The organism is Colwellia sp. BRX10-1 (genome assembly GCF_014077545.1).
GTDB lineage: Bacteria > Pseudomonadota > Gammaproteobacteria > Enterobacterales > Alteromonadaceae > Colwellia_A.
This window is the reverse complement of the sequence record NZ_JACGWC010000001.1, coordinates 259,993-283,227: the sequence shown is the minus strand read 5'-3', so window position 1 is coordinate 283,227 and position 23,235 is coordinate 259,993. Positions and strand designations below refer to the sequence as shown.

Here is a 23,235-nt window from a genome sequence, read left to right as displayed (position 1 = left end):
CACAGCAGGTAGATCATTGCTCGCGTAAAATAAGTTTCTTACCTATCTGGCTGAATTCTACCCTTTTTAATGCACTCATGCCCAATAGAATTTCATTAGACTGCATGCTGGGATTGATGTGGGCGCTAACATCATACAAATAAATATTACCAATACTGAGCTGTTGTAATTCAGTTTGATAAACAGTGGTAGTGCCATTGGCCGTATTAACGAGTGACGGTCTGTTTCCCTTGAGCTGCAATTGCTCTGCTATATGAGCGGGAATCGACACTTGTGTTGCTCCAGTGTCGAGTAAAAAAACCACGGGCATCTCATTTATTTCACCATGTACTACATAATGACCTTGGCGGTTTTGTTGTAATGTTACTTCCGCTTTACCCTGTGTATTTAAACTCATCTGTGGATCTTTGTTAGGATCCCATTGCTTATCAAGTACATCTTGAAAAAAAAACACCATTAACGCCAACGCAATTAACCACGCTAACCAAATAAATATTTTTCCCATTTTGTTTGTCGAATCAAATTCAGTCATACTCTGTTCACAAATCTTGAAATTAAATATTAACGCTATTGTATGACGAAAGACTTAAAAAATAAATTGTCCACCAAGCAAAATAATAATATGCCTATTATCAGTGGCTGGCTTGTTAATGAAGAACAACAAAAATCACCACATTTTAGTGTGCGAGATAAAAATGATACGGTTCATTTATTGGTTGTACATAATATCTCATTACCGCCAAATCAGTTTGGTGGTAGCTATATTACTGATTTTTTCTTAGGAAAGTTAGATAGCAAAGCACATCGCTATTTTGAAGAGATTGCCCAGCTAAAAGTTTCTGCTCATTGTCTGATAACCAGAGTAGGGCATATTATTCAATACGTTTCATTTGATGATAAAGCTTGGCATGCTGGTGTATCCTCCTATCAGGGGCTTGATAAATGTAATGATTTTTCTATTGGTATTGAGCTTGAAGGCGCTGATGATATTCCTTATGAAGCGGCGCAATATCATACTTTGGCGCAATTAACCCAAGCATTGCAGCAATGTTATCCCGACATTAAAAGTAATATAGCCGGGCATAGTGATATTGCGCCAGGGAGAAAGACAGATCCGGGTGATGCTTTTAATTGGCAACATTTTCATGATTGTTTAAAGTCTAGTTAATTCAATAGCAAAGGGTATATACTCGTTACCAATGAAAATGCAGATATCAGAGTGTTTGAATGGCCACGGCGATATACTCATTTTACAAGTGGATAATAAATTAGGAAAACTATATGAGTCTTATTAGCTTACTTATTGCCTTGGCGGCAGAGCGTTACTTGTCGACGACAGCGTGGCAATTTCAAACCTATTTTCATGCTTATGTTGATCTATTTAAACGTACTAAATTAATGCATTTAGCCAAACCGTCAATTGTCTCACAGCTTATCTTTATTGCCATCCCCGTTGTTGTTTGTGACTTATTGCTCGAGCTTGTTGATGATGGCTTACTCTATTTAATCTTTTCAACCTTGATTTTGATTGTTTGTTTTGGTTGTACGAAAACGCGGCAGAGCTACAAAGCTTATTTATTGTCGGCTTTTCGAGGCGAGCCGACAACATGTGAATTGCATCATAGCCAACTGCAACAAGATACCTGCAGCGCACCAATGAGTTTTGGTCAATTATTGGTATGGTTAAATTACCGATATTTTATTGCCATTATGATTTTATTCGTTGTCTTTGGACCTGCTGGTGCATTATTTTATCGTCTACTAGTGACCATGAATGAATGTCCTGAAGTGCTTGCAGAAGAATGTTCAGACAAGCAAGAAAAAGCTAACGCTGAGGTTGATGAAGCCGATGTTAAAGTAAATAATGAGGCTAAAACAACAGATTCTATGAAAAAAAATGAATCTCAGTTATTGAAAGATATGCTCTTTTGGGTCGACTGGTTGCCAGTACGCATGGTTGCTTTTGGTTATATGCTGGTAGGACACTTCTCAAAAGCCATGCCGGTATGGTTAGAAAATTTATTTGATATCAACAAGCAGCCCAACCAAATATTGATTAGCGTTGCGCAAAAGTCTGAAGACTTTATGGTTGACCCTGATGACTGTACTGCGGAACCTTGTTTATTAGTGAGGTTGGCAAAGCGGACTCTGTTGTTGTGTCTAGCTGTTATAGCGGTATTAATATTAACAGGTATCCTTAACTAATCTCTTCTTTATACTTTTTGGATGGCACCTCGTGACATCCTTTTTCAAGTACTGAGTCGAGCCAACCACATAGTGATATTTTTGCATAAGCGTTAGTATCACTATTAATTTGAACGTGTTCAATCACCAGTAAAATATTACCCTGCCTTTTTAAAGCGCGTCTTTCTTTTTTATTTTCGCTTAAAAGGCACTTTGGGTAATTGCTCAAAAGACTGTTGCCCCAAGCCTACCTTTAATCGTGCAGTTGGCATTTTTGGCCTTTTTGGCATACTTGTCCTTTGACTCTGCTAAAACTCGTAATTCACCGATAAACGTACTGTTCTTGGTGTTTGCCAACTAGTTGGTAAACCGTAACTCGCGCTCTTTAATGGCGAAGTTACCGCTATGGTATTATCTTCATCGTCCCACATTTCATCCACTTGGGTAACACTGGCTGAATTTAACAGGTTGAATACTTCGACACGTAAATTAACAGTAGAGTCGTCTAAGTCAAACTGATAGCTAGCAGACACATCAAGGGTCATCACACTGTCGGTCCGACCTTTTGAGCCGCGGGGTACTAATTGTCCTTGGGCGTAAAACGATTCAGCGTCATAGGCTTGTGCACTTTCATCGGTTGGGTGATAACCAAATGCGTTGACTGGACGGCCCGTTTGATAACTGAAATTAGCCGCTAAGCTTATTTGTTCAGTGATTTGATACGCCCCGTATATTTTAACTTGATGCCGGCGGTCGTTGGGTAAATCACCGTAGGAGCCATCCATTAGACCCGGCAGGTCATATTGTGTCGTTATCCCAGTATTGATGCCAGTGTTGTCTTGGCGGTTGTCTGAGCGAACTAAGCCTTCATAATTACCTTTTGACTTCGACCAAGTATACGTGGCATTTAACATCCACAGACCGTCCCATGCATGTTCAACTGAAAAACTCATCGCCGTATATGTGCGCTCGGGCTTTGCGTGGCCTAAGTCGGCGGCTGGAATCGTATATTCTTGATATTGGAGTGGCCCGTCATAGTCTGGGTTCGCCTTGATGGTCACATCTTGTCCTGGGTTGGCCAATACATAGTAACGAGAACCTGAGCACCGTGTACAACTGGCATTAAATTCTCGCTCAAGATAACGATTAAAGCTCGCGTCTACGTTTATATCTTCAACCGCCATAGCTAAATTACGGTAAGTACCTTCAATAGTCAGCAGCCAGTTGTCCGTGACGGGCATTTGAAAACCAATATTAACGTTGTCAGACGTCATTGGTTTTAAATCTTTATCGGCAATGTCGTAGTTTTCAGGAGGAGACCCATTATTATAATGGTCAAAGTAATAGATTGGAGTGCCGCTAATATTGGGGATTTGTAAAATCGGATCGGCGAAGCCATCAAAGGCATAATAATCTTGCCTGTAGGTTTCACTCCCTCCGAGTCGCAAGTTTGCATTCATTGGAATAGGTGAGTAAAAGCGACCGGCATTTAGCCAAAGTCGCGTTCGGCCATCTGCTGATAAGTCATAAGTTAGGCCCAAACGTGGCGCCCAATGGTTATCCATGGTTGAGAAGTTTTCTCCGACTCCATCAGCATTTTTGAAGGAGTCGCTGCGCAAGCCAAAGTTTACTGTTAACAGGTCGGTGGCTTGCCATTTGTCTTCAAGGTAGTAGGCGATATTTTCCGACTCATAGCTACCGCCCGATTCATATTGGCGGTGACGGACCTGCCTGAATTGGGGGTTGTCGGGATCGGTATAATCGTCGACGTAAAGTAAGTAATAAGCGCCACCCGAGTTGATGGTACGCTGGTTTGCCGTTAATTTCTCGGCGTCGAGTCCAAAACTTAACTCGTGACTACCGAGCGTCCAATTAATATCAACACGAATAGTCTGGCGTTCATCGTCTCCTTCATCAATTAGAAAATTAAGAAATTGGCCCTGTTTAACAAACTCTCCAGCACTTTCATAAAGGTAATACACCACAGGGTTGTCATCCAGTTCATTTTTACTGGTACGTTCAGCTTCATGGACACCATACTGCACGCTTAACGCTAAATCATCGGTGATAATCGAGGTATATTTTAGCGTCCAATTTGTGCCTCCCGTGTAGTCAACCCCATTGCGCGACTCTATCGTGTCGCCATGGGGGCTGACGATTTGGGTGGCGTTATTACTGCTATCGGAAAATAGCGTGAATTCGAGTAGATTGTTATCGGTAATATAGCCGTCGAGCTTCATTCCCCAATACGGATCTTCTTCCGTGACTTGATATCGGGCTTTATTATTCGGCCCCGGATTAATCGGATCGCTCACAAAATTACTATACTCCACTTTTCTAGGGTTGAATAAAACATAGAAAAATAGCTGATCTTCAATCAATGCGCCCGACGCCCAAAGATTAGTGTCGATATTTGAGTATTCACTGGCCCGATTGTCAATAAAATATGAACCATCCGCTAGCGTAACTGATGGGGACGACTCTCGAAGAAAATCAGGTTCATAACTCAGGTTTATGCCCGCCTTAAATTCGTTACTCCCCGATTTTGTTTCAGCGTTGATCATGCCACCGTGATAACGGCCGTATTGAGCGGAATAACCATCGGTTATAACCTCGACAGACTCGAACATATCAAAAGGTACAGTCGAAAAACCGGTATTATTTCTAACATTGGTGATATTAAGGCCATTGACATAAAACACATTTTCAGCGACAGAGGCGCCATTAATAGCGGGTAAATTTCCAAACGCGGTGTCGCCTTTTACGGTACCTGGTGTGAGCATTATCACGTCGGTGAGTGAACGACCTATTGGAATTTTATTGTTGACCAAGTTATTTGTTGATTGGTCTGATGCATCGACTACCTTATCACTAGAACCGTCTTTTGTGACCGAAGAGAGAGTCTGTTTTGCATGTTTGTTGATCATTTTGCTGGCGATGATATTATTTGCGAATGCAGAACTATGACAGACTATTGTAAAGGCCATTGTAACGGCCACCGTAACTAGGTTTTTATTAAACTCTTTCATTTACGATCCCTATAATTTGAGCTTGTTTGTCTTTGAATTGTACTTACTTACGGAGCTTGAGAAAGTACTAAGACTATTATTATTAACTCTAGTTTGCATTATGGGTGTTTATTGTACAAGTCTCTATTTTTTATATAAAAATTGGACTAACCCTTTTACTGTTTTGTAGTATTAAAATTTCCCCAGTATGGTCTTCCATTATAACGGTGAGGCCTAACTTTGCTGTAATATCCAATAATATAGTTAACTACTGAGTTTTCAGCTTCAAAAAATGAGCGATAATCCGTTGTTGATATTCATTGTTTTTTAAACGTCTAAAAACCCTTTCATTGAGCTATTATCGCAATAGTTTCCACGACGACTCATTGCTCATTTTATCAGCTCTCCATGAGTGTCAAATTACTATTCGCACTTCATTTCATTGCTTTAGTCAGTAATGAAATTATCGATATAGTCATAGCAAGATAGGGTTAAAATTAAATACAGATACTTAATAAACTAACGAGTCTACTCTACACCACTAACTTTAAGAGATGATTTTTATGTTGCTCGTTTTCTATTTCTTTTTTTAGTAAATCTTCTTGGGGTATTGGATTGGGGCAAATCAGTAAATGCAATATCTTTAACTTCAAGGATGAGTTGTTGTAAGTTTTTTTCAACTCCTTTAATAAAGAATTGGTAGTTGAGTGTTTTATTACTTATTGATTCTAGCTGTGACTCCCATAGTGCTGTCATGTCAGGCTGGGAGATTTGAACGGGTAAAGAGGTAATGAGTTTTTTCCCAATCTCTGTTGCTCTTATATCCTTTCCTTTTCTCACTAAAAATTGACGCTTAAACAGGAGTTCTATAATACCAGCACGTGTTGCCTCCGTACCTAGTCCATCAGTATCTCTTAGTAACTTTTTTATTTCAGCATTCGTCACATAACGAGCTATGCCGGTAAGGGCACCTAATATCGTTGCATCAGTAAAGTATTTAGGTGGGCTAGTATTTTTTTCTACAAGCTCGCCATGTAAACAATGCACGCAATCACCCGCTATAACATTGGGTAACTTAATCGCAGAAAATTCGGAATTATCTTTACTTTTATTAGAGCTAGGAAATAAATCTTTCCAGCCATTTTTAATGATATCTTTTTGCTTACTGATAAATAAACCACCATCAATAATAGTGTCTATTTGCTTGTCCATATATTCAAAATTTGGATAAAATTGTGCAATATACTGCCGAGATATTATTTCATAAATTTTTGCTTCATCATTTGATAGTGCGCCAGTTGGGGTGTTTTTAGCTGTGGGTATAATAGCATGATGAGCACTGACTTTTTTATTGTTCCAAGCTCTACTTCTTATCTTTAAATCTGCATTTTTTAACATATCGGCTAATTTCTCAGATACGTTACTCATAGCGTTGGTTACGGCAGGTACATCATTGAGGTGTTCGGTCGGTAAGTATTGGCAATCAGATCTAGGGTAAGTTATTAATTTGTGCTTTTCATAAAGTTGCTGACAGATATCTAATACTTGCTTTGCACTCATACCAAAAGCTTTCGCGGCTGATATTTGTAAGCCAGATAAACTGAAAGGTAATGGTGCTACTTGCTGTTTTTTATCCTGTGTAACCTTTTCAATTTTTGCCGGTTTGTCATTAATACGATTGACTACATTTTCAGCTAGCTTTTTTGATAATATGCGTTTCTCTTCATCCATGAAAGGCTCACAAGCCTTACTTGGCTTCCACTTACCCTGATACTTTTCACCGTTTTTTGTCGTGATATGAGCAAGTACTTCATAAAAAGGCTTTGAGATGAAATTTTCTATTTCAATATCTCGGTTTACCACTAAACCTAATATCGGAGTCTGTACCCGACCAATTGATAATACGCCTTGATAGCCTGATTTCTGCCCTTGTAAAGTACAAAGACGAGTCATATTTAAGCCATAAAGCCAATCAGCTCTAGCTCTTGATAATGCTGAAACAGCAAGAGGGATATAATTTTTATTAGGTTTTAAGTTATCTACCGCTTTTTTAACCGCATTAAAATTCATATCGGTTATTAGACACCTCAAAGCATTATCTATTTTGGATTTAGATGCTCCGCTAAAGCTAATCGCTTCATCAACTAATATTTGACCTTCACGATCCACATCACCAGAATTTACGATGGTATCAGCTTGTTTTATTAGCCTTTTTATAACGGTCAGTTGTTTTCGAGTTTTTGGTTTTGGTTTTAACTTCCATTGCTCAGGAATTATGGGTAAATGTTCAACTACCCATTTTTTATATTTAATATCGTAATCTTCAGGTGGAGCTTGTTCTAATAAATGTCCTATGCACCAGGTAACGACATCGCCATTACCTGCTTCTATATAACCATCATTTTTTTTATGAGGTTTAGGTAGTACGTCTACAATTGCTCTTGCTAAGCTAGGTTTTTCTGCAATAAATAATTTCATAAATATTAAGCCTGGTCTAACAGTGGGTTGTGATTGTCAAACAGAGTCAAGAACAAGCTCTTTTTTTGTATGTATTTGTCAATAATAGTGAGGCTTTTTTTCAACGTTTTTAGCTTGGTAACTGCGTCAAGCTTATATCGTGATAATATGACCTTGTTTATTGAATTATATAATAAAAATATAGTGTCAAACTTATGGTTATTGATTGTTACATCATTGCCGTGCGCTATATAGCCTTGTTGACTTTTATGGGGATTGGGTAAAACTGCCGCAATGGCACGTCCTAAACTTGGCTTTTCGACAATATATAGTTTCAATAGAATTTCCAAGGGTTCAATACAGACCATTAGAATAAGCTTAGCACAATAACTGTTTTTATATACAGTGTTTATTCTCGGTTATAGTCAAATTGTTTCATCCGTAACCATATTTAGTTAGGAAGCGACCCACTCATTCACTATGTGGTGAGTAGGTCATTATCACAGCGGTAGGATAAAAGTGGTTTTACTTGTCTTTAGGTAAATATTTAAAGCCGTGGATCATTGAAGAAACAATAGAATGTTTTTCACGTCGTTCAGCAAAAAATACGGCTAAAATATGTAGTGGGATCAACAGCAACAAAAAGTAAAAGCTATAAACGTGAGCAGTTATAAAAGGCTTTCTTATATTACGCATTTCTTTATAAGCATCTGCATCAACATTTTCTTTACTGTAGGGCTTAATCAAGGCTACTTGGCTTTTATCTTGAGCTATGCTGCTAGCAAAGTATTGCCCAAAAGGAGGATAATAAATGTCAGTACCCGCAATCACTAAACCTGAAATCATTTGAATAGAAAGACTTAACATTAAAGCGCCAACCATAAGTTTCCCCAGTGGACTATGACCTTTAAATGTCTTATTTTTATCTTTTTTGAAATCGGCTAGTTCTTGTTTAAAGACTTTATTAAAAGGCAGTGTTTGTCCCCAACGTTCATATCCTTTACCAATAAAACCAAGAATAATTCTAAAAATTAAATTTGCAGCAAAAACATAGCCCACACATACATGTATTGTTTTAAGCAGTATTTTACCTTCTGTTGAGATACCTAGGTCTTTACCAAAATAAATAACGCTACCAATAACAATAAGCAAAAGTACTGACAAGACATTCAACCAATGAAATAAACGAATGTTTCTACTCCAAACAAAAGTTTTTACTATAGTGGAAGTGATATTTACTGGGTTATCTTGCATGATGATGACTCTTTTTATTTGTTAACGTTTTGCCTGTTATTTTAATAATAACCGAAATATTTATCCGCTTCTAACACTAAGTGATAGTTATTTGGATTAATGGTTACAAGATATCTTAAAGTAGCTGTGTGTCTTTACAATTAAGCGGCGTTATTTTAGTTTACTGACGATTACCTAGCAGATAATTTAATTTAATTTTCCGCAAGTGTCAGCGTTTTTCAAGATAAGTTCCTGTAAACTAGCCAAACAGCCGTAAAATAATTCTGTGTATTATAGTGTGTATTATGGGCACCCATTTAACATTTATTTGTTGAAGATAATGCAGCGAATAAATAACCAAGGAAATTTAGCATGAAGAAAATTGTCTTATATAGTATGAGTAACTGCCCTCATTGTGACACGGCGAAAGCGTACTTAGATAAAAACAACATTGCTTATCGTTTATGTAATGTAAAAACAGCCGCGGGACAAAAAGAGTTTCGCAGAGCAAACTTTAGATCCGTACCGGTAATAAAGATTGGTGAAGAGTATCTGCAAGGATTTAAAGTGGCGGCTTTTAAAGCGCTTTACGAGGATTAATATTGGTTAATATATCGCTGATGATACAATTTTATGGCTTTAACTCGTTTTAAAAAAAGGTCTATGTTAAGGTTGAAATACTTACATGAATTAACAAGATCATTAATTACGGATGTGTAATGAAATTTGATTTTTATCGGTTTTTTTCGGTTGTTGTTATTATCTTTTTTTTTTCCTGTAGTCAATCACAGGCAAATAGTAGTGGCCAATTAGCGGTAGAACAAACCGATGAGCTAAATCGCTTATTGAACATGGATGAACAAATACGCCAACAACCTCTACAGTCTTATCAACAATTATTAAACGCAGAAAAATCTTTTTCAACTATGCCAAAACTACAACAATCTTGGTGGTTGTTACGTAAAGCTCAAGCAGAAAATTTACTCTATTTTTATGAAGACTTTAATAAGACCATCGCACAAGCCGTAGCGCTTATCGACGACAAAACCCCATTAAAAATTCAAAGTCACCTTTATATTTATCAGGGGTTAATTTATCGTCGCCATGCTCAGTATGCAGATTCTGTACTTATTCTTCGAAAGGCTATGTCTATAGCAAAAAAAAATAATTTAACTTACCTTTTTATCCTTGCTAAACAAGAGCTTGCTTTTACAAAAAGTATCACTGAACTCTTCGAACTGTCATTGAATGAAATGCAAGAAGCTTACTTAGATGCTTATTCACTAAAAGAACACTTTCTAATTGCTGTTATCAATGAAACCTACGGTGCTATTTATGGCTATATGGACGATTATGAAAAATCGATAGAATATTACCAAAAAGCATTAAATACTTATGAACGTTTAAATTATCCAGCTCATGTTTCAGAGGCTATTTACGGCATTGCTATAACCTATCGATATTGGCAAAAATATGATTTGGCGATTCGCTACTTTGAGCTTTATCAAGAAAAAATTGCCTATACCCCTAACACTGAAATTTCTTTTTTTTCAGCGTACGGTTTAGGTATGACACTGGCCGAAAAAGGCGATTGTGTTAAAGCTATCGATGTTATTAATCATGCTCTAACGTTAAATGGCTTGATTGATTATAATGCCGAATTATATAAGCAACAGGTTCACTGTTTTATTATCTTGGGTGAGTTAGAACAAGCGCAGGCATCGTTGACTAAAGCTGAAAATATATTCATGTCTTTACCTGAATTAGTCGGCACTAAGTGGCAATTAGAAGTTATAAAGCTTGGCTCAGAGCTTGCTCACGCAAGAAATAATGACAGTGAAGCTTTTCAATTATCTCGACAGTATTATCAAAAATACAATGAGTTATTGGTCAAAAATTCCAGCACACGATTAACTACAGCGCGCGCTGCGATGGAAAATGAGCGAAAATATGTTGAACAAGCACTTACCCTGCAACGAAAAAAGGTCGCCGCTTTAGAAAATGATTCCTATCATCAACAAAAATTACAGAACCTTTATCTACTGATTTTTATGTTATGTGCCGGCGTGGTTGTCATTATCGTGATAACTATTCAGTATAAAAATAATAAGAAAATGTATGCACTGTCAATTAAAGACCCATTATCAAATTTATATAACCGCCGCTATATTTTTGAGTACTTATCGAACTACCTGAACGATGTCTTAGTCGAAAAAACTGAACTTTCGGTGATTTTATTTGATATTGATGACTTTAAAATGGTCAATGATAAGTTTGGTCATCCTGTTGGTGATAAAGTTATTAAAAAAATAGCTGATCTTTGTCATGATGTCTTTCGTAATGGAGATATCATTGGCCGTGTTGGCGGAGAAGAATTCTTATGTATTTTACCTCGTACCGACGAAAAGCAATGTAAAGTAATTGCTGAACGTTTTTTAAAAAAAATAAGTCAGCAAGTTTTCCAAGTCGAGCCAAGTTTACAGTTAACCGTAAGTATCGGTATAGCAACCTTGTCTCAACTTAGCCCAACGAGTGAAATGTTATACCTACATGCCGATGCTGCCCTTTACCAGGCAAAGCATAACGGTAAAAATAATGTGGTTATATATCAATAGAAAGCCATTATCTCATATGAATAATACAACACCGTTCGCCGTTCAAGCTATTATATTATTACAGAATTATATAAAACAGCTTGGCTTTACTCCTGTAATTCACTTTGAATTAGAAGGTTGTTATCAGCTCGATAGTAAAATAAAAAGATTTTCACTAGATTATCAAAGAATTAATCGTCAGTTAGCGCATGCAGGAATTGACGGAGAATTAGTGCCAGAGTATTGGTATAGTCAGTGGGAGTATGTTTCTTTATTTAATGGCCAGTCGCCGTTAAAAGAGGCTAATAATTTAAGCCAAGCGTTACACCTTTTACCTCGTTTTTTTGCCGAACAAGGCATAAGTAAAACATTAATCAAACCGGTTGTTTGGTCTGGTGATAAAGGCAAGTTAGCCAGTGGTAGTGGTGATATTTTCACCACAGAAACACGGGCAGTGCATATCCCTAATGCTGTTCAAATGAATATTAGTGCGCTTGATAGTGAAGGTAAAAACATTATTATTGAACGCGGCTTTGGTGAATATTTACAGCAATGCTTTCTTGATACTAGTTTAAATTGTTGTTTGATTTATTTACCTGAAGAAGAAGCTTTTGAGCGACTAGCATTAAAAACTAAATACGGTTTAGCGGCTGAGTTATGTTCACCCGTGGATATTTCAGGCGGACACCAAGGCAGTATTGCCTTGTATAAAGAAGTGGGTAAACATAATCAAGCGATGGGCGAAGAGCCGGTACTTTATAATCACAAAAATGAAGTACTAGTTAAGCGACAAAATTGGCAAAAAACTGCTCGTATCGAGCACAGAATTGGTGCTTCAAGTATGCAATACAATGCTTATTTTAATATTATTTACTCTTTATTGAACTTAATTGACGCGCTTGAAGTATATAAGGTGGATAACTGTCGCAAATTGCTCCGTAAAGAAGTTCATCATCAAAATTTACCTTTTTCATTGTATGATAATACAGAGCAAGAAAAATTGGGCGCAATATCACTATTTGCAAATGATCACTGGTTAAGCGAAAGTTTAAATAAGCTATCGGGTCAATTTATAAATGGTGAGCAAATATCAGGGCAGTTGCAGTTAGGTGACAAATTAAAGCAAATGATTTTAGCGCCGTATCAACAAAAACTTATTCTCACTCATACATCATAATTAATTTAAAAATAAAATATGACTCTTATTAATAATCAAAATATTACCCCGCAGCTTAATGGTTTATCTATAGATGATAAACGCGCCGAGCTAAAAAGCTACTTCCATAATACTTGGACGACTTACGAGTCGTTGTTTGCTTTAATCAACAAAGATGAAGCCTATTATTTACGGCCTGAGACTTTACGCCATCCACTTATTTTTTATTTTGGCCATACGGCTACCTTCTTTATTAATAAATTACTTTTGGGTAAGTACATTAATAAGCGTGTTAATACCAAGTTAGAAGCTGTTTGCGCTGTTGGTGTTGATGAAATGAGCTGGGATGATCTCAACAGTGAACATTACGACTGGCCTAATGTTGATGAAGTAAGAGAATACCGTCAACAAGTTTTCACTGTGGTTAATAACCTTATTGATACCATGGAAATTAGCTTACCTATCAAACAAGACTCGTTAGCTTGGGTGATATTGATGGGCTGTGAGCATGAACGCATCCATCTTGAGACTTCATCAGTTATTATGCGCATGTTACCGCTAGATTGTTTAACACAGCCATCTGAAGTAGCGGGACAATGGACAAGTTGTGCTAATTTTTCAACGGCTCCAACGAACGAGTTACTACCTGTTACAGAACAATCTATTGTATTAGGGAAAAAGTTAACCGATGAAACTTACGGCTGGGACAACGAATATGGTGAGTTATCTGTTGAGGTTAGTGCCTTTTCAGCGTCAAAATATTTAGTCTCTAATCAAGAGTTTTTAGCTTTTATCGATGCAGGTGGTTACAAAAAACCACATTATTGGAGCGAAGAAGGGCAAAAGTGGCTAAGTTTCACTAAAGCTGAAATGCCGCGTTTTTGGCGAAAAAATAACGATGAATACGTGCAGCGTAACTTACTTAATGAAATGCCTTTACCTTTGAATTGGCCTGCAGAAGTGAACTACTTAGAAGCGAAAGCTTTCTGTCATTGGAAAAGTGAACAAACTCAAAAAAATATTGCTATGCCTACTGAAGCACAGTGGCATTGTCTAATCAATAATGCCAGCGATAATGAACAACAAGTATTAGGTAATATAAACTTAGCCCGTTACGCTTCTTCATGCCCGATTGATGAATTTTCAACAGGGGATTTTTATGATGTTATTGGCAATGTATGGCAATGGAATGAGTCAGCAATAGATGGTTATGAGGGATTTAAAGTTCATCCACTTTATGATGATTTTTCTACGCCAACCTTTGATGGTAAACATAACTTAATTAAAGGCGGTTCATGGATTTCTACCGGCAACGAAACCATTCCGTCATCTCGTTATGCTTTTCGTCGTCACTTTACTCAGCATGCTGGTTTTCGTTATGTTGAAAATATCGATGGCAAAATACCATTAACGCCGGTTAATCGATATGAAACTGATCGTGAAGTTTGTCAGCAACTCGAAAGTCATTATGGTGATCAACATTTAAGTGTTGAAAACTATTCACAACAAGTTAGCCAATTATTGCTTAATAAAGTACAAGCTCTGGGCATTAATACCGACAAGTTATTGAACTTAGGTTGTAGTGTTGGACGAACCGCTTTTGAGTTGTCAGAGCATTTTCAGCATATTGATGCGGTAGATTTTTCTGCGCGTTATATTCAATTTGGTGTGCAACTTCAACAACAGAAAACACTCCGTTACACCAACGTTATTTCTGGTGACATACAGAGTTTTCATGAGGTGTCTCTTAAGGCATTAGCGCTAAACAACAACGCTGACCATATTGTTTTTAGTCAGGGTGATGCGAGCAATTTAAAACCCATTTTTAACGGTTATGATGCGATTTTAGTTGAGCATGCGCTAGAAAAGAGTTATCAACCTAAACAGTTGTTAGCCACACTGTCTAAGCGACTTAATAAACAAGGTTTACTTTTTGTATTAACCGACCATCAATACTCAGCGAAACACACTGAAAAAGAAAACTGGTTGGGTGGGCTTAAAGTCAATGGTGAAAATGTTATTGGCTTTGATGGTTTACAGGAAAAACTAGCAGAAGAGTTTACTTTTTTAGACGCACAGCCATTAACGCGTGTGATTAAGCAAAATCAATGCACTTTCACCGTAACCACCACCGAAATGTCGATTTGGCAGCGGAAAATATAGCAAGGATGAAAAATATTTTACCGGCACATATTGCCTTTGGTCAACAGCTTGCAGAAAATCAAAAGGTCACTATTAAGCACAATTTGAGTAACTCTTGCGGACAGTCGTTGTCCGCAGCACAATTGTGCGCTTTAGGTGAAACAAGTCTTGATAATCTTCTGGGTGAACAAGCGTTATCCTATGCGTCGATAAGTGGCAGCCATTATTTGCGATCACTTATTGCCGGTTTTCATCAAGACTATAATCATCATCAAGTTGAGTTAACTGCTGACAATGTTCTAACTTTTTGCGGCGCTCAAGAGGCGTTGTCAGCTATTTACCAAACAGTACTTAGCGAAAATGAACGAACGCAAGGTAATACAGTTGAGCAACAAGCAGCGATTGAAATTGTTGTTATTACACCTTGCTATCCCTCTCTAGTGACGATGGCAGAGCAGATGGGGATTAAAGTAAGGTGCCTTACGGTTGATTTCCAACAAAACTGGCAAATTAACCAAGCGGCACTTTTAGCCCTAGTAAACGAAAATACCCGACTAATTGTCTTGAATTCTCCCCATAATCCCAGTGGTAGCATAATAGACACTCAATTTTCGGAGCAAATATTAGCCATTGCAAAACAGTTCAATTGTTACCTTTTAGCCGATGATGTCTCTCAAGCGAGTAACTATAATGATCTTAAATTAGCTCATCGCTATTTAGATTATGATCGCACGATTGTTGTCTCGGTATTATCGAAAAGTTTTGGTTTGGCGGGGCTACGTATTGGTTGGGCAGTGTCTAAGGATAAGTCACTGCTAAAAAAATTATTAGCGGTAAAAGCTCAAGGCTCAATTTGTACTTCAATCGTTGATGAAAAGCTGGCAGAGCTTGCTTTAGAAAACCATGTTGAAATCATCAGTAAAAATAATCTTATTATCAAAAATAATATCGCTTTATTTCAGCAGTTTATCGACAAAAACCAGTTGCATTTTAGTTGGTGCCCTCCTCAGGCAGGCTTACTAACATTAGTGAAGTGCCATAGTGATTTACCCATGCTTGAATGGGCAGAGCAACTCGCCGAACAAGCGGGAATATTCGCTTACCCATCATGCCTATTTGGGCTTACTGGGCCATATTTTCGTTTAGGGCTGGGTGCAAAAAACTTTTCAATGATACTGGAATCATTACAAGGGTTTGTTGATAGTCGCTTATCGTTGACTGTGAATTGAAAGTTGGATTGAAAGCTTAATTAATTTATTTTTGCTATGAACCTATTAATTAGTAGCCGCATTCTCCATTGCTAAGAAAGTTGACGATAACTCGAGAATCAAGCCTAAAAGCTGCAAAGGCGATAGCGTTTTAACGGCTGATCTAGGTATAAATTAATTTACCATCCTCACCAGCAACTATATCTCTGGTTATTTCTTTTGTCAGTCCTATCAGCGCTTATAAGTAGAAGTAGATCATAAAAAAGTGACATGCCGCGCCACCTAAAACAAATAAATGCCAAATAGCATGGTTGAAATGTATACGCTTTTGCACATAAAAAATAACCCCTAAACAATAAATAATACCGCCAAGAGCAAGTAGTGTTAAAGCTTGATTTGATAATTTGTCATTTAGCTGTTCAATAATGGTTATAGATATTAGTCCCATACCTAAGTAAGTGATCAGCGAGGTTTTTTTATAGCGGTGACCAAATTTCATTTTAAAAAACACCCCTAATATAGCCATACTCCAGATAATTGTCAGCATAATAGTACCGAGTTGGTCGTTTAAGGCAATCATCATTAAAGGGGTGTAAGTTCCTGCGATTAACAAGTAAATAGCACAATGGTCGAGTAATTTAAAAAGCCTTTTTTTGTCAGGATCTTGAAAGGCATGGTAAAAAGTTGAAGCGGTGAATAATAAAACCAAACTAGCACCGTACACGGCATAACTCAATATTTTTACTAATGAGTTATCAGTAAAAGCTGCAGTGAGTAGCATGTAACAAGCCATAACAGACAATATTGCGCCAAGAGCATGAGTCAAGGTGTTGGCTATTTCTTCATTTTTGCTGTAACTAGCTTGGCTTGTCATTTGTTATCCTGTTATTTTTCATTGTTTCTTTAAATTTGATTTCAGTGTACACGTGTAAGCTGAGATTGAATGATAACAGAAAAAACAATTGAAACAAGAGGTCAGACCAATGAATTTAAGGTATAAAAAAAGAGCTTAGTTAAGCTCTTGATTAGATGAAAAATAGTAAAGTTACTTTCTCAACGAATAATTGGAGAAGGGTAAATTTTAATGAAAAACGCTACAAAGCTAACTCAATCACCATAGCTTTGAGTTCTTCTTTGGAAATTGAATTATTATGATTAACATCAAATTTATTAAAAATACTCTCACACATACGGATGCCTTTATCTTGCAAAAGACAGTCAATTAATTCAACAAATTCACTTCGACTAATCGCACCGTCTTTATCTTCATCAAAAAATTCAAATAGTTCATCAACCCACTGATTAATGTCCATCAGTTATCCTTATTAGTAGTATTGCATCTACTAAATACTTTATCTTTTATTGTGCTATTTGTGAATGATTAATTGCAACATTACGTTAATAAGCGTGATTTATTATCTACTAGCGTAAAGTTTCTCCACAGCACAAGTATCAAAGCTACAATTTCTAGTAAGTAGAGTATATACTTTAACATATTTAATCATGACTAAATAAAATGACTATTATTAGGCAAGAAACAAAAACACGAATGAGCCGCATCGTTAAGCACAATGGTGTTATTTATTTATGTGGGCAAGTTTGTAAAGATGCGAGCCAAGGCATTGAAGAACAAACACGTTCAATGTTAGATAAAGTTGATGAATTACTTGAACAAGCAGGTAGCGACAATAAGCATATTCTATCGGCAACTATTTATATTAAAGATATGAATGATTTTTCAAAAATGAATGAAATTTGGGATAATTGGATCCCTCAGGGATTCGCTCCTGCAAGAGCTTGTGTCAAAGCTTCAATGGCAAGAAACGAATTACTTATTGAAATATCGGTAATAGCGGCCGAAATATAGTTGTTTTTTAAACTTGTTCTCTAACATTTTTAATATATTAATCTACACTTCATTAGGTTAGCTTACCTGTAAACTAATCGATTTTAATAAAATATAAGCATGTAAAAATATAAACATGTAAAAACATAAGCACGTAAAAATACAAACTCTAAGGTGGATAATATGAAAAGTAAAATAGCGGTACTAGCGCTTGCTAGTAGCTTTATTTCCTATGCGGCTCAAGCAGATATCAATTTAAGTGGCTTTGCTTCGATAACAGGTGGTATCACTACATCGAGTGATGAAGAGTTGTATGGTTTTAACGATACATTTGACTTTAAAAATGGTTCTCTACTGGCTATTCAAGCATCAAGTAATATAGGTGAAGGCCTTGATATTACTGCACAAATTGTTTCTCGCGGTGAGAATGATTGGGATACTGAATTTGAGTGGGCCTACGTTAGCTATAACGTAAACGATAAATTTAGGGTTTTGGCTGGGCGTCAACGAGCACCTTTCTTTATGTATTCAGACTTTTTAGATGTTTCGTATGCCTACCCGTGGATAACACCACCAAAAGGTGTTTACGATTTAATTTTTAATACTTTTGACGGTCTTAGCGGCATATACAGCAGTACTCTTGGAGAATTTGATACGACTTACCACTTTATTGCGGGTAATAACTCCGATGAAATCGAAGTCTTTGATGAAAAATCATCACCTAACATGGATAATATCTTAGGTGGCGCAGCTACCTTTAATAGAGATTGGCTAACCTTGAGAGCTGCTTATTTTAATGCTGATGTAACAATACCTTCAACAGGGTTAGATGGACTTGCTAATAATTGGAACGCCTTTGGTTACCCTACATTTGCAGACAACACTAGTATTTTTGAAGATAAAGCAACGTTTACTGAACTTGGCTTTCAAATTGACTATGAAGGCATCTTAGTTGTTGGCGAATATACTACGCTTAAAATAGATAATACGTTATTAGGTGAAGAAGAGTCTTATTATGTGATGCTAGGTAAGCGCTTTGATAATTACTTAGTACACGTTACTTACGGTGTTGATGAAGACACTGCGGCGAACGATTTTACTAGCGTTATACCGTCTGGAACTCCTCTTGATGCTTTAAAAGTACCAACACAAGATGTTATAGCGAGTCAAAAAAATGATTCAAGCTATGTTACTGTTGGTTTACGTTGGGATTTTCATAGCTCTGCATCATTAAAGTTTGAATATACCGGTTTTAATGATGACCTTAATGGTGCTAATGATGCTGGTTTATTCCGCACTTCACTTGTTACTGTTTTTTAGGGGATTGATGATGAAATATATAAAAGTCACTGCGATCTTACTTTCAATAGGCTTTAGTTTAACGGCTTCTGCCGATATTGCTGTTATTGTGAATCCGGCTAATTCTAGTGAGCTTACCGACAGAGACATATCTCGGATTTTTTTAGGTAAAAATAAGAAATTTACTAACGGTGCTTCTGTCATGGCAGCCAATTTAAAAGATGAAAGTCCCGCTCGAGAAGAGTTTGAAAGCAAAGTGTTGCAAAAGACTAGCTACCAAGTTAAATCTTATTGGGCTAAGCTAATTTTCTCTGGTAAGGCGAAACCTTTAGCAGAATTTGATAATGATGCCGATGTGTTAAGTTTTGTTGCTGATAACCCTGATGCTATTGGCTATATCGATGCTGCTAATGTCAGTGATAAAGTTAAAGTGATTAAAACCTTTTAAGTAACTCTGTTATTATAAAACGAGTATCAACAGTGATTTTCAATTGACTGTTGGTACTCGTTTTTTTTTAATTCATTTATTTAATAGGTATTTCTTGTGTCATCTCTTGTTAACTCACTCAAGCAAATCTTTGGTTTTGATGCCTTTCGTGATGGACAGCAGCAAACGATTGAACAGCTCCTCAATAGCCAATCTTCTCTCGCTATATTTCCGACTGGCTCAGGTAAATCATTATGCTATCAATTAGCGGCTATAGAACTACCTCACTTAACTATTGTTGTTTCTCCCTTGCTGGCGCTAATGAAAGATCAATTAGCCTTTTTAGCGACGAAAAATATAGCAGCGGCAAGTATCGATTCAACATTAACCCCACAGCAAAATCAGCAAGTCATGGCGGATACGCGTTCAGGTAAAATAAAAATTCTTATGGTGTCGGTTGAGCGTTTTAAAAACGAGCGTTTTCGCCAATTTATTGAGTCAGTAAATGTATCTATGTTGGTTGTTGATGAGGCACATTGTATTTCTGAATGGGGGCATAACTTTCGACCCGATTATTTAAAACTCCCTAACTATCGCCAAGAACTCAACATTCCGCTGGTGCTTTTGTTGACCGCCACAGCGACCAAAAAAGTCAAGCAAGATATGGCCACTAAATTCGCTATCTTACCAGAGCACATCGTACAAACAGGCTTTTATCGTCAAAATTTAGATTTGTCGGTGTTAGCGGTTTCAACAAAAGATAAAAATCAACAATTGCTAACAAGTATCGCTGATCAAACCGGTTGTGGCATTGTATATGTGACTTTACAGCAAAGTGCTGAGTATGTGGCAAACTTTTTGACGCAACAAGGTTTGAATGCGCAACCTTATCACGCCGGATTTATAAGTGAAAAACGACAGAAAATTCAAGAAGATTTCATGTCGGGAAAAGTACAAATCATCGTGGCTACTATTGCTTTTGGCATGGGCATAGATAAAGCAGATATCCGCTTTGTTATTCATTATGACTTACCCAAGTCAATTGAAAATTACAGCCAGGAAATTGGCCGAGCAGGGCGTGATGGTTTAGCATCAAATTGCATTACCTTGGCAAATTTAGATGGGCTAAATACCGTTGAAAATTTTGTTTTTGGTGATACACCCGAACTGAGTGGTATTGAATGTGTTATAAAAAACATTCAACAAGAATGCCAAAATGATCGCTGGGAATTACAAGGTTTATCGCTGTCAAATGCCAGTAATATCCGCCAATTACCCATGAGAACCTTACTTGTTCAGTTAGAGCTGCAAGGCGTTATTAAACCGCTATTTTCATATTTTGCCGATTTTAAATATAAATTTACCACCAATAAAGACGAAGTGTTAAATTTATTTGAAGGTGAGCGCAAAGATTTTCTTGCGACTATTTTTAAATACAGCGGCTTTAAAAAAGTATGGGGAGAGCCAGACTTTGATGCACTATTTCAGCATTATGGCTGTGACCGTGGCCGAGTGATTGTGGCTTTGGAATACCTACAAGAGAAGCAATTAATCACCTTGGAAACAAAAAAAATCACTGAAGTATTTAGTGTTAACAAGGCCTTATTGTCAGCTAATATACTTGCTAAGTCACTACATGATTATTTTGTCGAAAAAGAAGAAAAAGAAATAAAACGTATTGCGACACTGGTGCGCTTCTTTGAATTATCCTCTTGCCTAAGTCGAAATTTATCCTTGTACTTTAATGATAAAAACACCCCTGAAAATTGTGAACATTGTTCAGTATGCCGTGGAAACGTTGCTGAGCTAAGTTACTCACAAGAAAGTATTCTGCCAGATGACACTGCGATAGTTGGCATGCTAACGGCACTTATTGAACATATGTCGACCAAGCACAAAGGTGTTTTATCTTTAGAAACGATGTGTCGATTTTTAACTGGATTAACCGTGCCGCTTTTTAGCCGTAATAAAATAAAACAGTTATCTGGTTTTGGCTGTTGTGAAAATATTCGCTATCAAGAAGTGCGTGAAAAAGTGATCAGTGTGATGAATATTTAGCGGCAAATAATTAATAAAAAAGCGAAATATAAGTACTTATATTTCGCTTTTTATTTTTCAAACTCAGTATATATGAGGATTAGTCGTGGTTGTGACCACAACCTCCTTCACCATGGACATGTCCATGTTTCAATTCATCTTCTGTGGCATCACGGACTTCTAAAATTTCTACATCAAACTTTAGATCAATGCCTGCCAAAGGGTGATTTCCGTCAACAGTTATTTCATCATCGGTGACATCTATAACAATAACTGTTTGCTCACCATCATCAGTCGTTGCACGTAATTGTGAACCAACAGCAAGATCTTCAACACTTTCGAACATACTTTTTGGTACGGTTTGTACAAACTCATCGTGGCGATCGCCATAAGCATTTTCAGCGCTAACTGCGACTTCGAATTTATCATCAACAACATGATCTGTTAAAGCATCTTCTAAGCCCGGAATGAGATAACCTGTACCGTGAATGATAGATAAAGGGCTGTGATCATAAGAGCTGTCGATGAGTGTGTCTTCGCTGTCGGATACGGCATAGTGTAAAACGACAACTTTGTTTTCTGAAATTTTCATGATATGTCCTAAATTTTAAATAAATGTAACTCGCGACTATTCCGCTAAGTTATAAGGCAATTCTACTAAGCTTAATGCTGAGTTTTCGTGGTTTTTAATCCGTAAGTTTGTGGTGCTATCGATATCGCTGGCTAAAACAGCCTGCAGATAATAAATGCCATCATCACTAATATAGCTCGCTAAGATGTCACCAGCTTTACGCCAGTTTGCACCTAACTGTTGCTCAATAATATCACCTGCTTGCAAGGTTATTAACTCATTATTTGCTGATTTACTCTTTAACGAAAATAAAGCGCGTTTGTTTTTTCCTAAATACTGCATTCGAGCAACAGTCTCTTGTCCTAAGTAACAGCCTTTAGTAAAGCTTATGCCGTGAATTGCTTGTAAATTCAACATTTGTGGCACATAAGAAGCAACTGTTTCTGGTGCTAGTAAAGGAAAACCTTCATTAATTTCGATTAAATTCCACAGCGCTTGAGAATAAGTGACTAAGGCAAAGTCATTAATAATTTTTTCAGCAGCCTTCGCCTCATCAATTATAAGATAACGTTTTAATTTTCCCGCGAGGTAGACAATAGTGGTACTACCGACTTGTAAAACCGGTGTTAAACTATTAGGTAATTCAACAAACTGTTGATGGAGTATTTCTGTTGCCTTTTTTCCTGCAACCGCATAAAAAGCTAAATCTGTTGCTTGTTCAATGGTTACTTTGGCAAATACGCCAAATTTCTTCAGTTCGGCTAATGATTGGCTAATACTGGTTTTAGGTTGTAAAAGTAAATGAATATTTTGACGATTTATCAATCTAAACACTGAAAAAACTTTACCTTTAGCGTCGCAATGACCACCCAATAATAAGTTATTATCTGTCAGTGTATTTACATCGCAAGTCACTTGTCCTTGTAGGTATTTACTTTGTTCTGCTCCATGTACAGCAATTGCACCATATTCAGCTAAACTAATGATACAAGCATCAGGAAGGTTATCGTAACTAGGTAAGGTATTTTCAACAGAGATTGTCATAATTAAATTAGCATTTTTGTTTTATTGAT

Annotated in this window: 19 protein-coding genes; 11 read left to right on the top strand and 8 right to left on the bottom strand. The window is 37.0% G+C overall.

The features are described 5' to 3' along the window. Window positions 1-13: 13 nt before the first annotated feature. Entirely contained in the window at window positions 14-532 is a 519-nt protein-coding gene (locus H4J75_RS01220) for a TIGR02281 family clan AA aspartic protease (RefSeq protein WP_182221124.1), read from the bottom strand. Between the two features lie 42 nt (window positions 533-574). Between H4J75_RS01220 and ampD the strand changes: the two genes are divergently transcribed. Further along, window positions 575-1,168, top strand: a complete 594-nt coding sequence (gene ampD / locus H4J75_RS01215) for a 1,6-anhydro-N-acetylmuramyl-L-alanine amidase AmpD (protein WP_259366315.1) — start codon at window positions 575-577, stop codon at window positions 1,166-1,168. Window positions 1,169-1,281: 113 nt separating this feature from the next. After that, a complete protein-coding gene (gene ampE / locus H4J75_RS01210) occupies window positions 1,282-2,205 on the top strand; it encodes a beta-lactamase regulator AmpE (protein WP_182221123.1) in 924 nt (307 codons plus the stop codon). Window positions 2,206-2,492: 287 nt separating this feature from the next. On the opposite strand, the gene H4J75_RS01205 is transcribed toward ampE, so the two are convergent. The 3 genes from H4J75_RS01205 to H4J75_RS01195 all read right to left on the bottom strand — a co-directional run bounded on the left by H4J75_RS01205 (window position 2,493) and on the right by H4J75_RS01195 (window position 8,903). Continuing rightward, entirely contained in the window at window positions 2,493-5,213 is a 2,721-nt protein-coding gene (locus H4J75_RS01205; RefSeq protein ID WP_182221122.1) for a TonB-dependent siderophore receptor, read from the bottom strand. Between the two features lie 540 nt (window positions 5,214-5,753). Continuing rightward, window positions 5,754-7,670, bottom strand: coding sequence for a DNA topoisomerase III (locus H4J75_RS01200; RefSeq protein WP_182213343.1), 1,917 nt, complete (start codon window positions 7,668-7,670; stop codon window positions 5,754-5,756). Between the two features lie 504 nt (window positions 7,671-8,174). After that, on the bottom strand, window positions 8,175-8,903 hold the full coding sequence (locus H4J75_RS01195; protein WP_182221121.1) for a cytochrome b/b6 domain-containing protein: 729 nt from the start codon (window positions 8,901-8,903) through the stop codon (window positions 8,175-8,177). 351 nt (window positions 8,904-9,254) lie between these two features. Between H4J75_RS01195 and H4J75_RS01190 the strand changes: the two genes are divergently transcribed. The 5 genes from H4J75_RS01190 (at window position 9,255) to H4J75_RS01170 (ending at window position 16,003) form a co-directional block, all read left to right on the top strand. Further along, window positions 9,255-9,482 carry a glutaredoxin family protein gene (locus H4J75_RS01190; RefSeq protein ID WP_070374757.1) on the top strand — a complete coding sequence of 76 codons (228 nt, stop codon included), beginning with the start codon at window positions 9,255-9,257 and terminating at the stop codon, window positions 9,480-9,482. Window positions 9,483-9,601: 119 nt separating this feature from the next. Further along, a complete protein-coding gene (locus H4J75_RS01185) occupies window positions 9,602-11,497 on the top strand; it encodes a tetratricopeptide repeat-containing diguanylate cyclase (RefSeq protein ID WP_182221120.1) in 1,896 nt (631 codons plus the stop codon). Beyond that, on the top strand, window positions 11,478-12,653 hold the full coding sequence (locus H4J75_RS01180; RefSeq protein WP_259366314.1) for a hypothetical protein: 1,176 nt from the start codon (window positions 11,478-11,480) through the stop codon (window positions 12,651-12,653). Before H4J75_RS01185 ends, H4J75_RS01180 begins: the two co-directional genes overlap by 20 nt. A gap of 18 nt (window positions 12,654-12,671) precedes the next feature. Further along, window positions 12,672-14,795 carry a 5-histidylcysteine sulfoxide synthase gene (gene ovoA / locus H4J75_RS01175; RefSeq protein ID WP_182221118.1) on the top strand — a complete coding sequence of 708 codons (2,124 nt, stop codon included), beginning with the start codon at window positions 12,672-12,674 and terminating at the stop codon, window positions 14,793-14,795. A gap of 5 nt (window positions 14,796-14,800) precedes the next feature. Then, window positions 14,801-16,003 carry a pyridoxal phosphate-dependent aminotransferase gene (locus tag H4J75_RS01170; protein WP_182221117.1) on the top strand — a complete coding sequence of 401 codons (1,203 nt, stop codon included), beginning with the start codon at window positions 14,801-14,803 and terminating at the stop codon, window positions 16,001-16,003. 217 nt (window positions 16,004-16,220) lie between these two features. On the opposite strand, the gene trhA is transcribed toward H4J75_RS01170, so the two are convergent. Together trhA and H4J75_RS01160 are read right to left on the bottom strand one after the other, a co-directional pair. Further along, a complete protein-coding gene (trhA, locus tag H4J75_RS01165; RefSeq protein WP_182221116.1) occupies window positions 16,221-16,856 on the bottom strand; it encodes a PAQR family membrane homeostasis protein TrhA in 636 nt (211 codons plus the stop codon). A gap of 220 nt (window positions 16,857-17,076) precedes the next feature. Then, entirely contained in the window at window positions 17,077-17,295 is a 219-nt protein-coding gene (locus tag H4J75_RS01160) for an EF-hand domain-containing protein (protein WP_070374752.1), read from the bottom strand. A 203-nt stretch (window positions 17,296-17,498) separates the two neighbouring features. Here H4J75_RS01160 and H4J75_RS01155 point away from each other — a divergent pair, with 203 nt between their 5' ends. The 4 genes from H4J75_RS01155 (at window position 17,499) to H4J75_RS01140 (ending at window position 21,612) form a co-directional block, all read left to right on the top strand. Next, complete coding sequence (locus H4J75_RS01155; RefSeq protein WP_182213355.1) at window positions 17,499-17,849, top strand: RidA family protein; 351 nt, start codon at window positions 17,499-17,501, stop codon at window positions 17,847-17,849. Between the two features lie 162 nt (window positions 17,850-18,011). Then, complete coding sequence (locus H4J75_RS01150) at window positions 18,012-19,148, top strand: hypothetical protein (RefSeq protein WP_182213357.1); 1,137 nt, start codon at window positions 18,012-18,014, stop codon at window positions 19,146-19,148. Window positions 19,149-19,155: 7 nt separating this feature from the next. Further along, entirely contained in the window at window positions 19,156-19,575 is a 420-nt protein-coding gene (locus tag H4J75_RS01145; protein WP_182213358.1) for a phosphate ABC transporter substrate-binding protein, read from the top strand. 96 nt (window positions 19,576-19,671) lie between these two features. Further along, the gene (locus H4J75_RS01140) at window positions 19,672-21,612 is read left to right on the top strand and encodes an ATP-dependent DNA helicase RecQ (protein WP_182221115.1); all 1,941 of its coding nucleotides are present in this window, start codon (window positions 19,672-19,674) and stop codon (window positions 21,610-21,612) included. 79 nt (window positions 21,613-21,691) lie between these two features. Here the strand turns inward: H4J75_RS01140 and H4J75_RS01135 are convergent, their stop codons facing one another. Further along, window positions 21,692-22,183 (bottom strand): peptidylprolyl isomerase, encoded by a 492-nt coding sequence (locus H4J75_RS01135; protein WP_070374747.1) that lies wholly within the window; start codon window positions 22,181-22,183, stop codon window positions 21,692-21,694. 36 nt (window positions 22,184-22,219) lie between these two features. After that, on the bottom strand, window positions 22,220-23,206 hold the full coding sequence (ygfZ, locus tag H4J75_RS01130; protein ID WP_182221114.1) for a tRNA-modifying protein YgfZ: 987 nt from the start codon (window positions 23,204-23,206) through the stop codon (window positions 22,220-22,222). Between the last annotated feature and the right edge of the window lie 29 nt (window positions 23,207-23,235).

Excerpts from the sequence above, each read along its gene's own strand:
- ampD (WP_259366315.1), top strand. The coding sequence starts at position 575 with ATGACGAAAGACTTAAAAAATAAATTGTCCACCAAGCAAAATAATAAT.
- H4J75_RS01160 (WP_070374752.1), bottom strand. The coding sequence starts at position 17,295 with ATGGACATTAATCAGTGGGTTGATGAACTATTTGAATTTTTTGATGAA.
- H4J75_RS01170 (WP_182221117.1), top strand. The coding sequence starts at position 14,801 with ATGAAAAATATTTTACCGGCACATATTGCCTTTGGTCAACAGCTTGCA.
- H4J75_RS01135 (WP_070374747.1), bottom strand. The coding sequence starts at position 22,183 with ATGAAAATTTCAGAAAACAAAGTTGTCGTTTTACACTATGCCGTATCC.
- H4J75_RS01220 (WP_182221124.1), bottom strand. The coding sequence starts at position 532 with ATGACTGAATTTGATTCGACAAACAAAATGGGAAAAATATTTATTTGG.
- ovoA (WP_182221118.1), top strand. The coding sequence starts at position 12,672 with ATGACTCTTATTAATAATCAAAATATTACCCCGCAGCTTAATGGTTTA.
- H4J75_RS01195 (WP_182221121.1), bottom strand. The coding sequence starts at position 8,903 with ATGCAAGATAACCCAGTAAATATCACTTCCACTATAGTAAAAACTTTT.
- H4J75_RS01190 (WP_070374757.1), top strand. The coding sequence starts at position 9,255 with ATGAAGAAAATTGTCTTATATAGTATGAGTAACTGCCCTCATTGTGAC.
- H4J75_RS01205 (WP_182221122.1), bottom strand. The coding sequence starts at position 5,213 with ATGAAAGAGTTTAATAAAAACCTAGTTACGGTGGCCGTTACAATGGCC.
- ampE (WP_182221123.1), top strand. The coding sequence starts at position 1,282 with ATGAGTCTTATTAGCTTACTTATTGCCTTGGCGGCAGAGCGTTACTTG.
- H4J75_RS01155 (WP_182213355.1), top strand. The coding sequence starts at position 17,499 with ATGACTATTATTAGGCAAGAAACAAAAACACGAATGAGCCGCATCGTT.
- H4J75_RS01180 (WP_259366314.1), top strand. The coding sequence starts at position 11,478 with ATGTGGTTATATATCAATAGAAAGCCATTATCTCATATGAATAATACA.
- trhA (WP_182221116.1), bottom strand. The coding sequence starts at position 16,856 with ATGACAAGCCAAGCTAGTTACAGCAAAAATGAAGAAATAGCCAACACC.
- H4J75_RS01200 (WP_182213343.1), bottom strand. The coding sequence starts at position 7,670 with ATGAAATTATTTATTGCAGAAAAACCTAGCTTAGCAAGAGCAATTGTA.
- H4J75_RS01150 (WP_182213357.1), top strand. The coding sequence starts at position 18,012 with ATGAAAAGTAAAATAGCGGTACTAGCGCTTGCTAGTAGCTTTATTTCC.
- ygfZ (WP_182221114.1), bottom strand. The coding sequence starts at position 23,206 with ATGACAATCTCTGTTGAAAATACCTTACCTAGTTACGATAACCTTCCT.
- H4J75_RS01145 (WP_182213358.1), top strand. The coding sequence starts at position 19,156 with ATGATGAAATATATAAAAGTCACTGCGATCTTACTTTCAATAGGCTTT.
- H4J75_RS01185 (WP_182221120.1), top strand. The coding sequence starts at position 9,602 with ATGAAATTTGATTTTTATCGGTTTTTTTCGGTTGTTGTTATTATCTTT.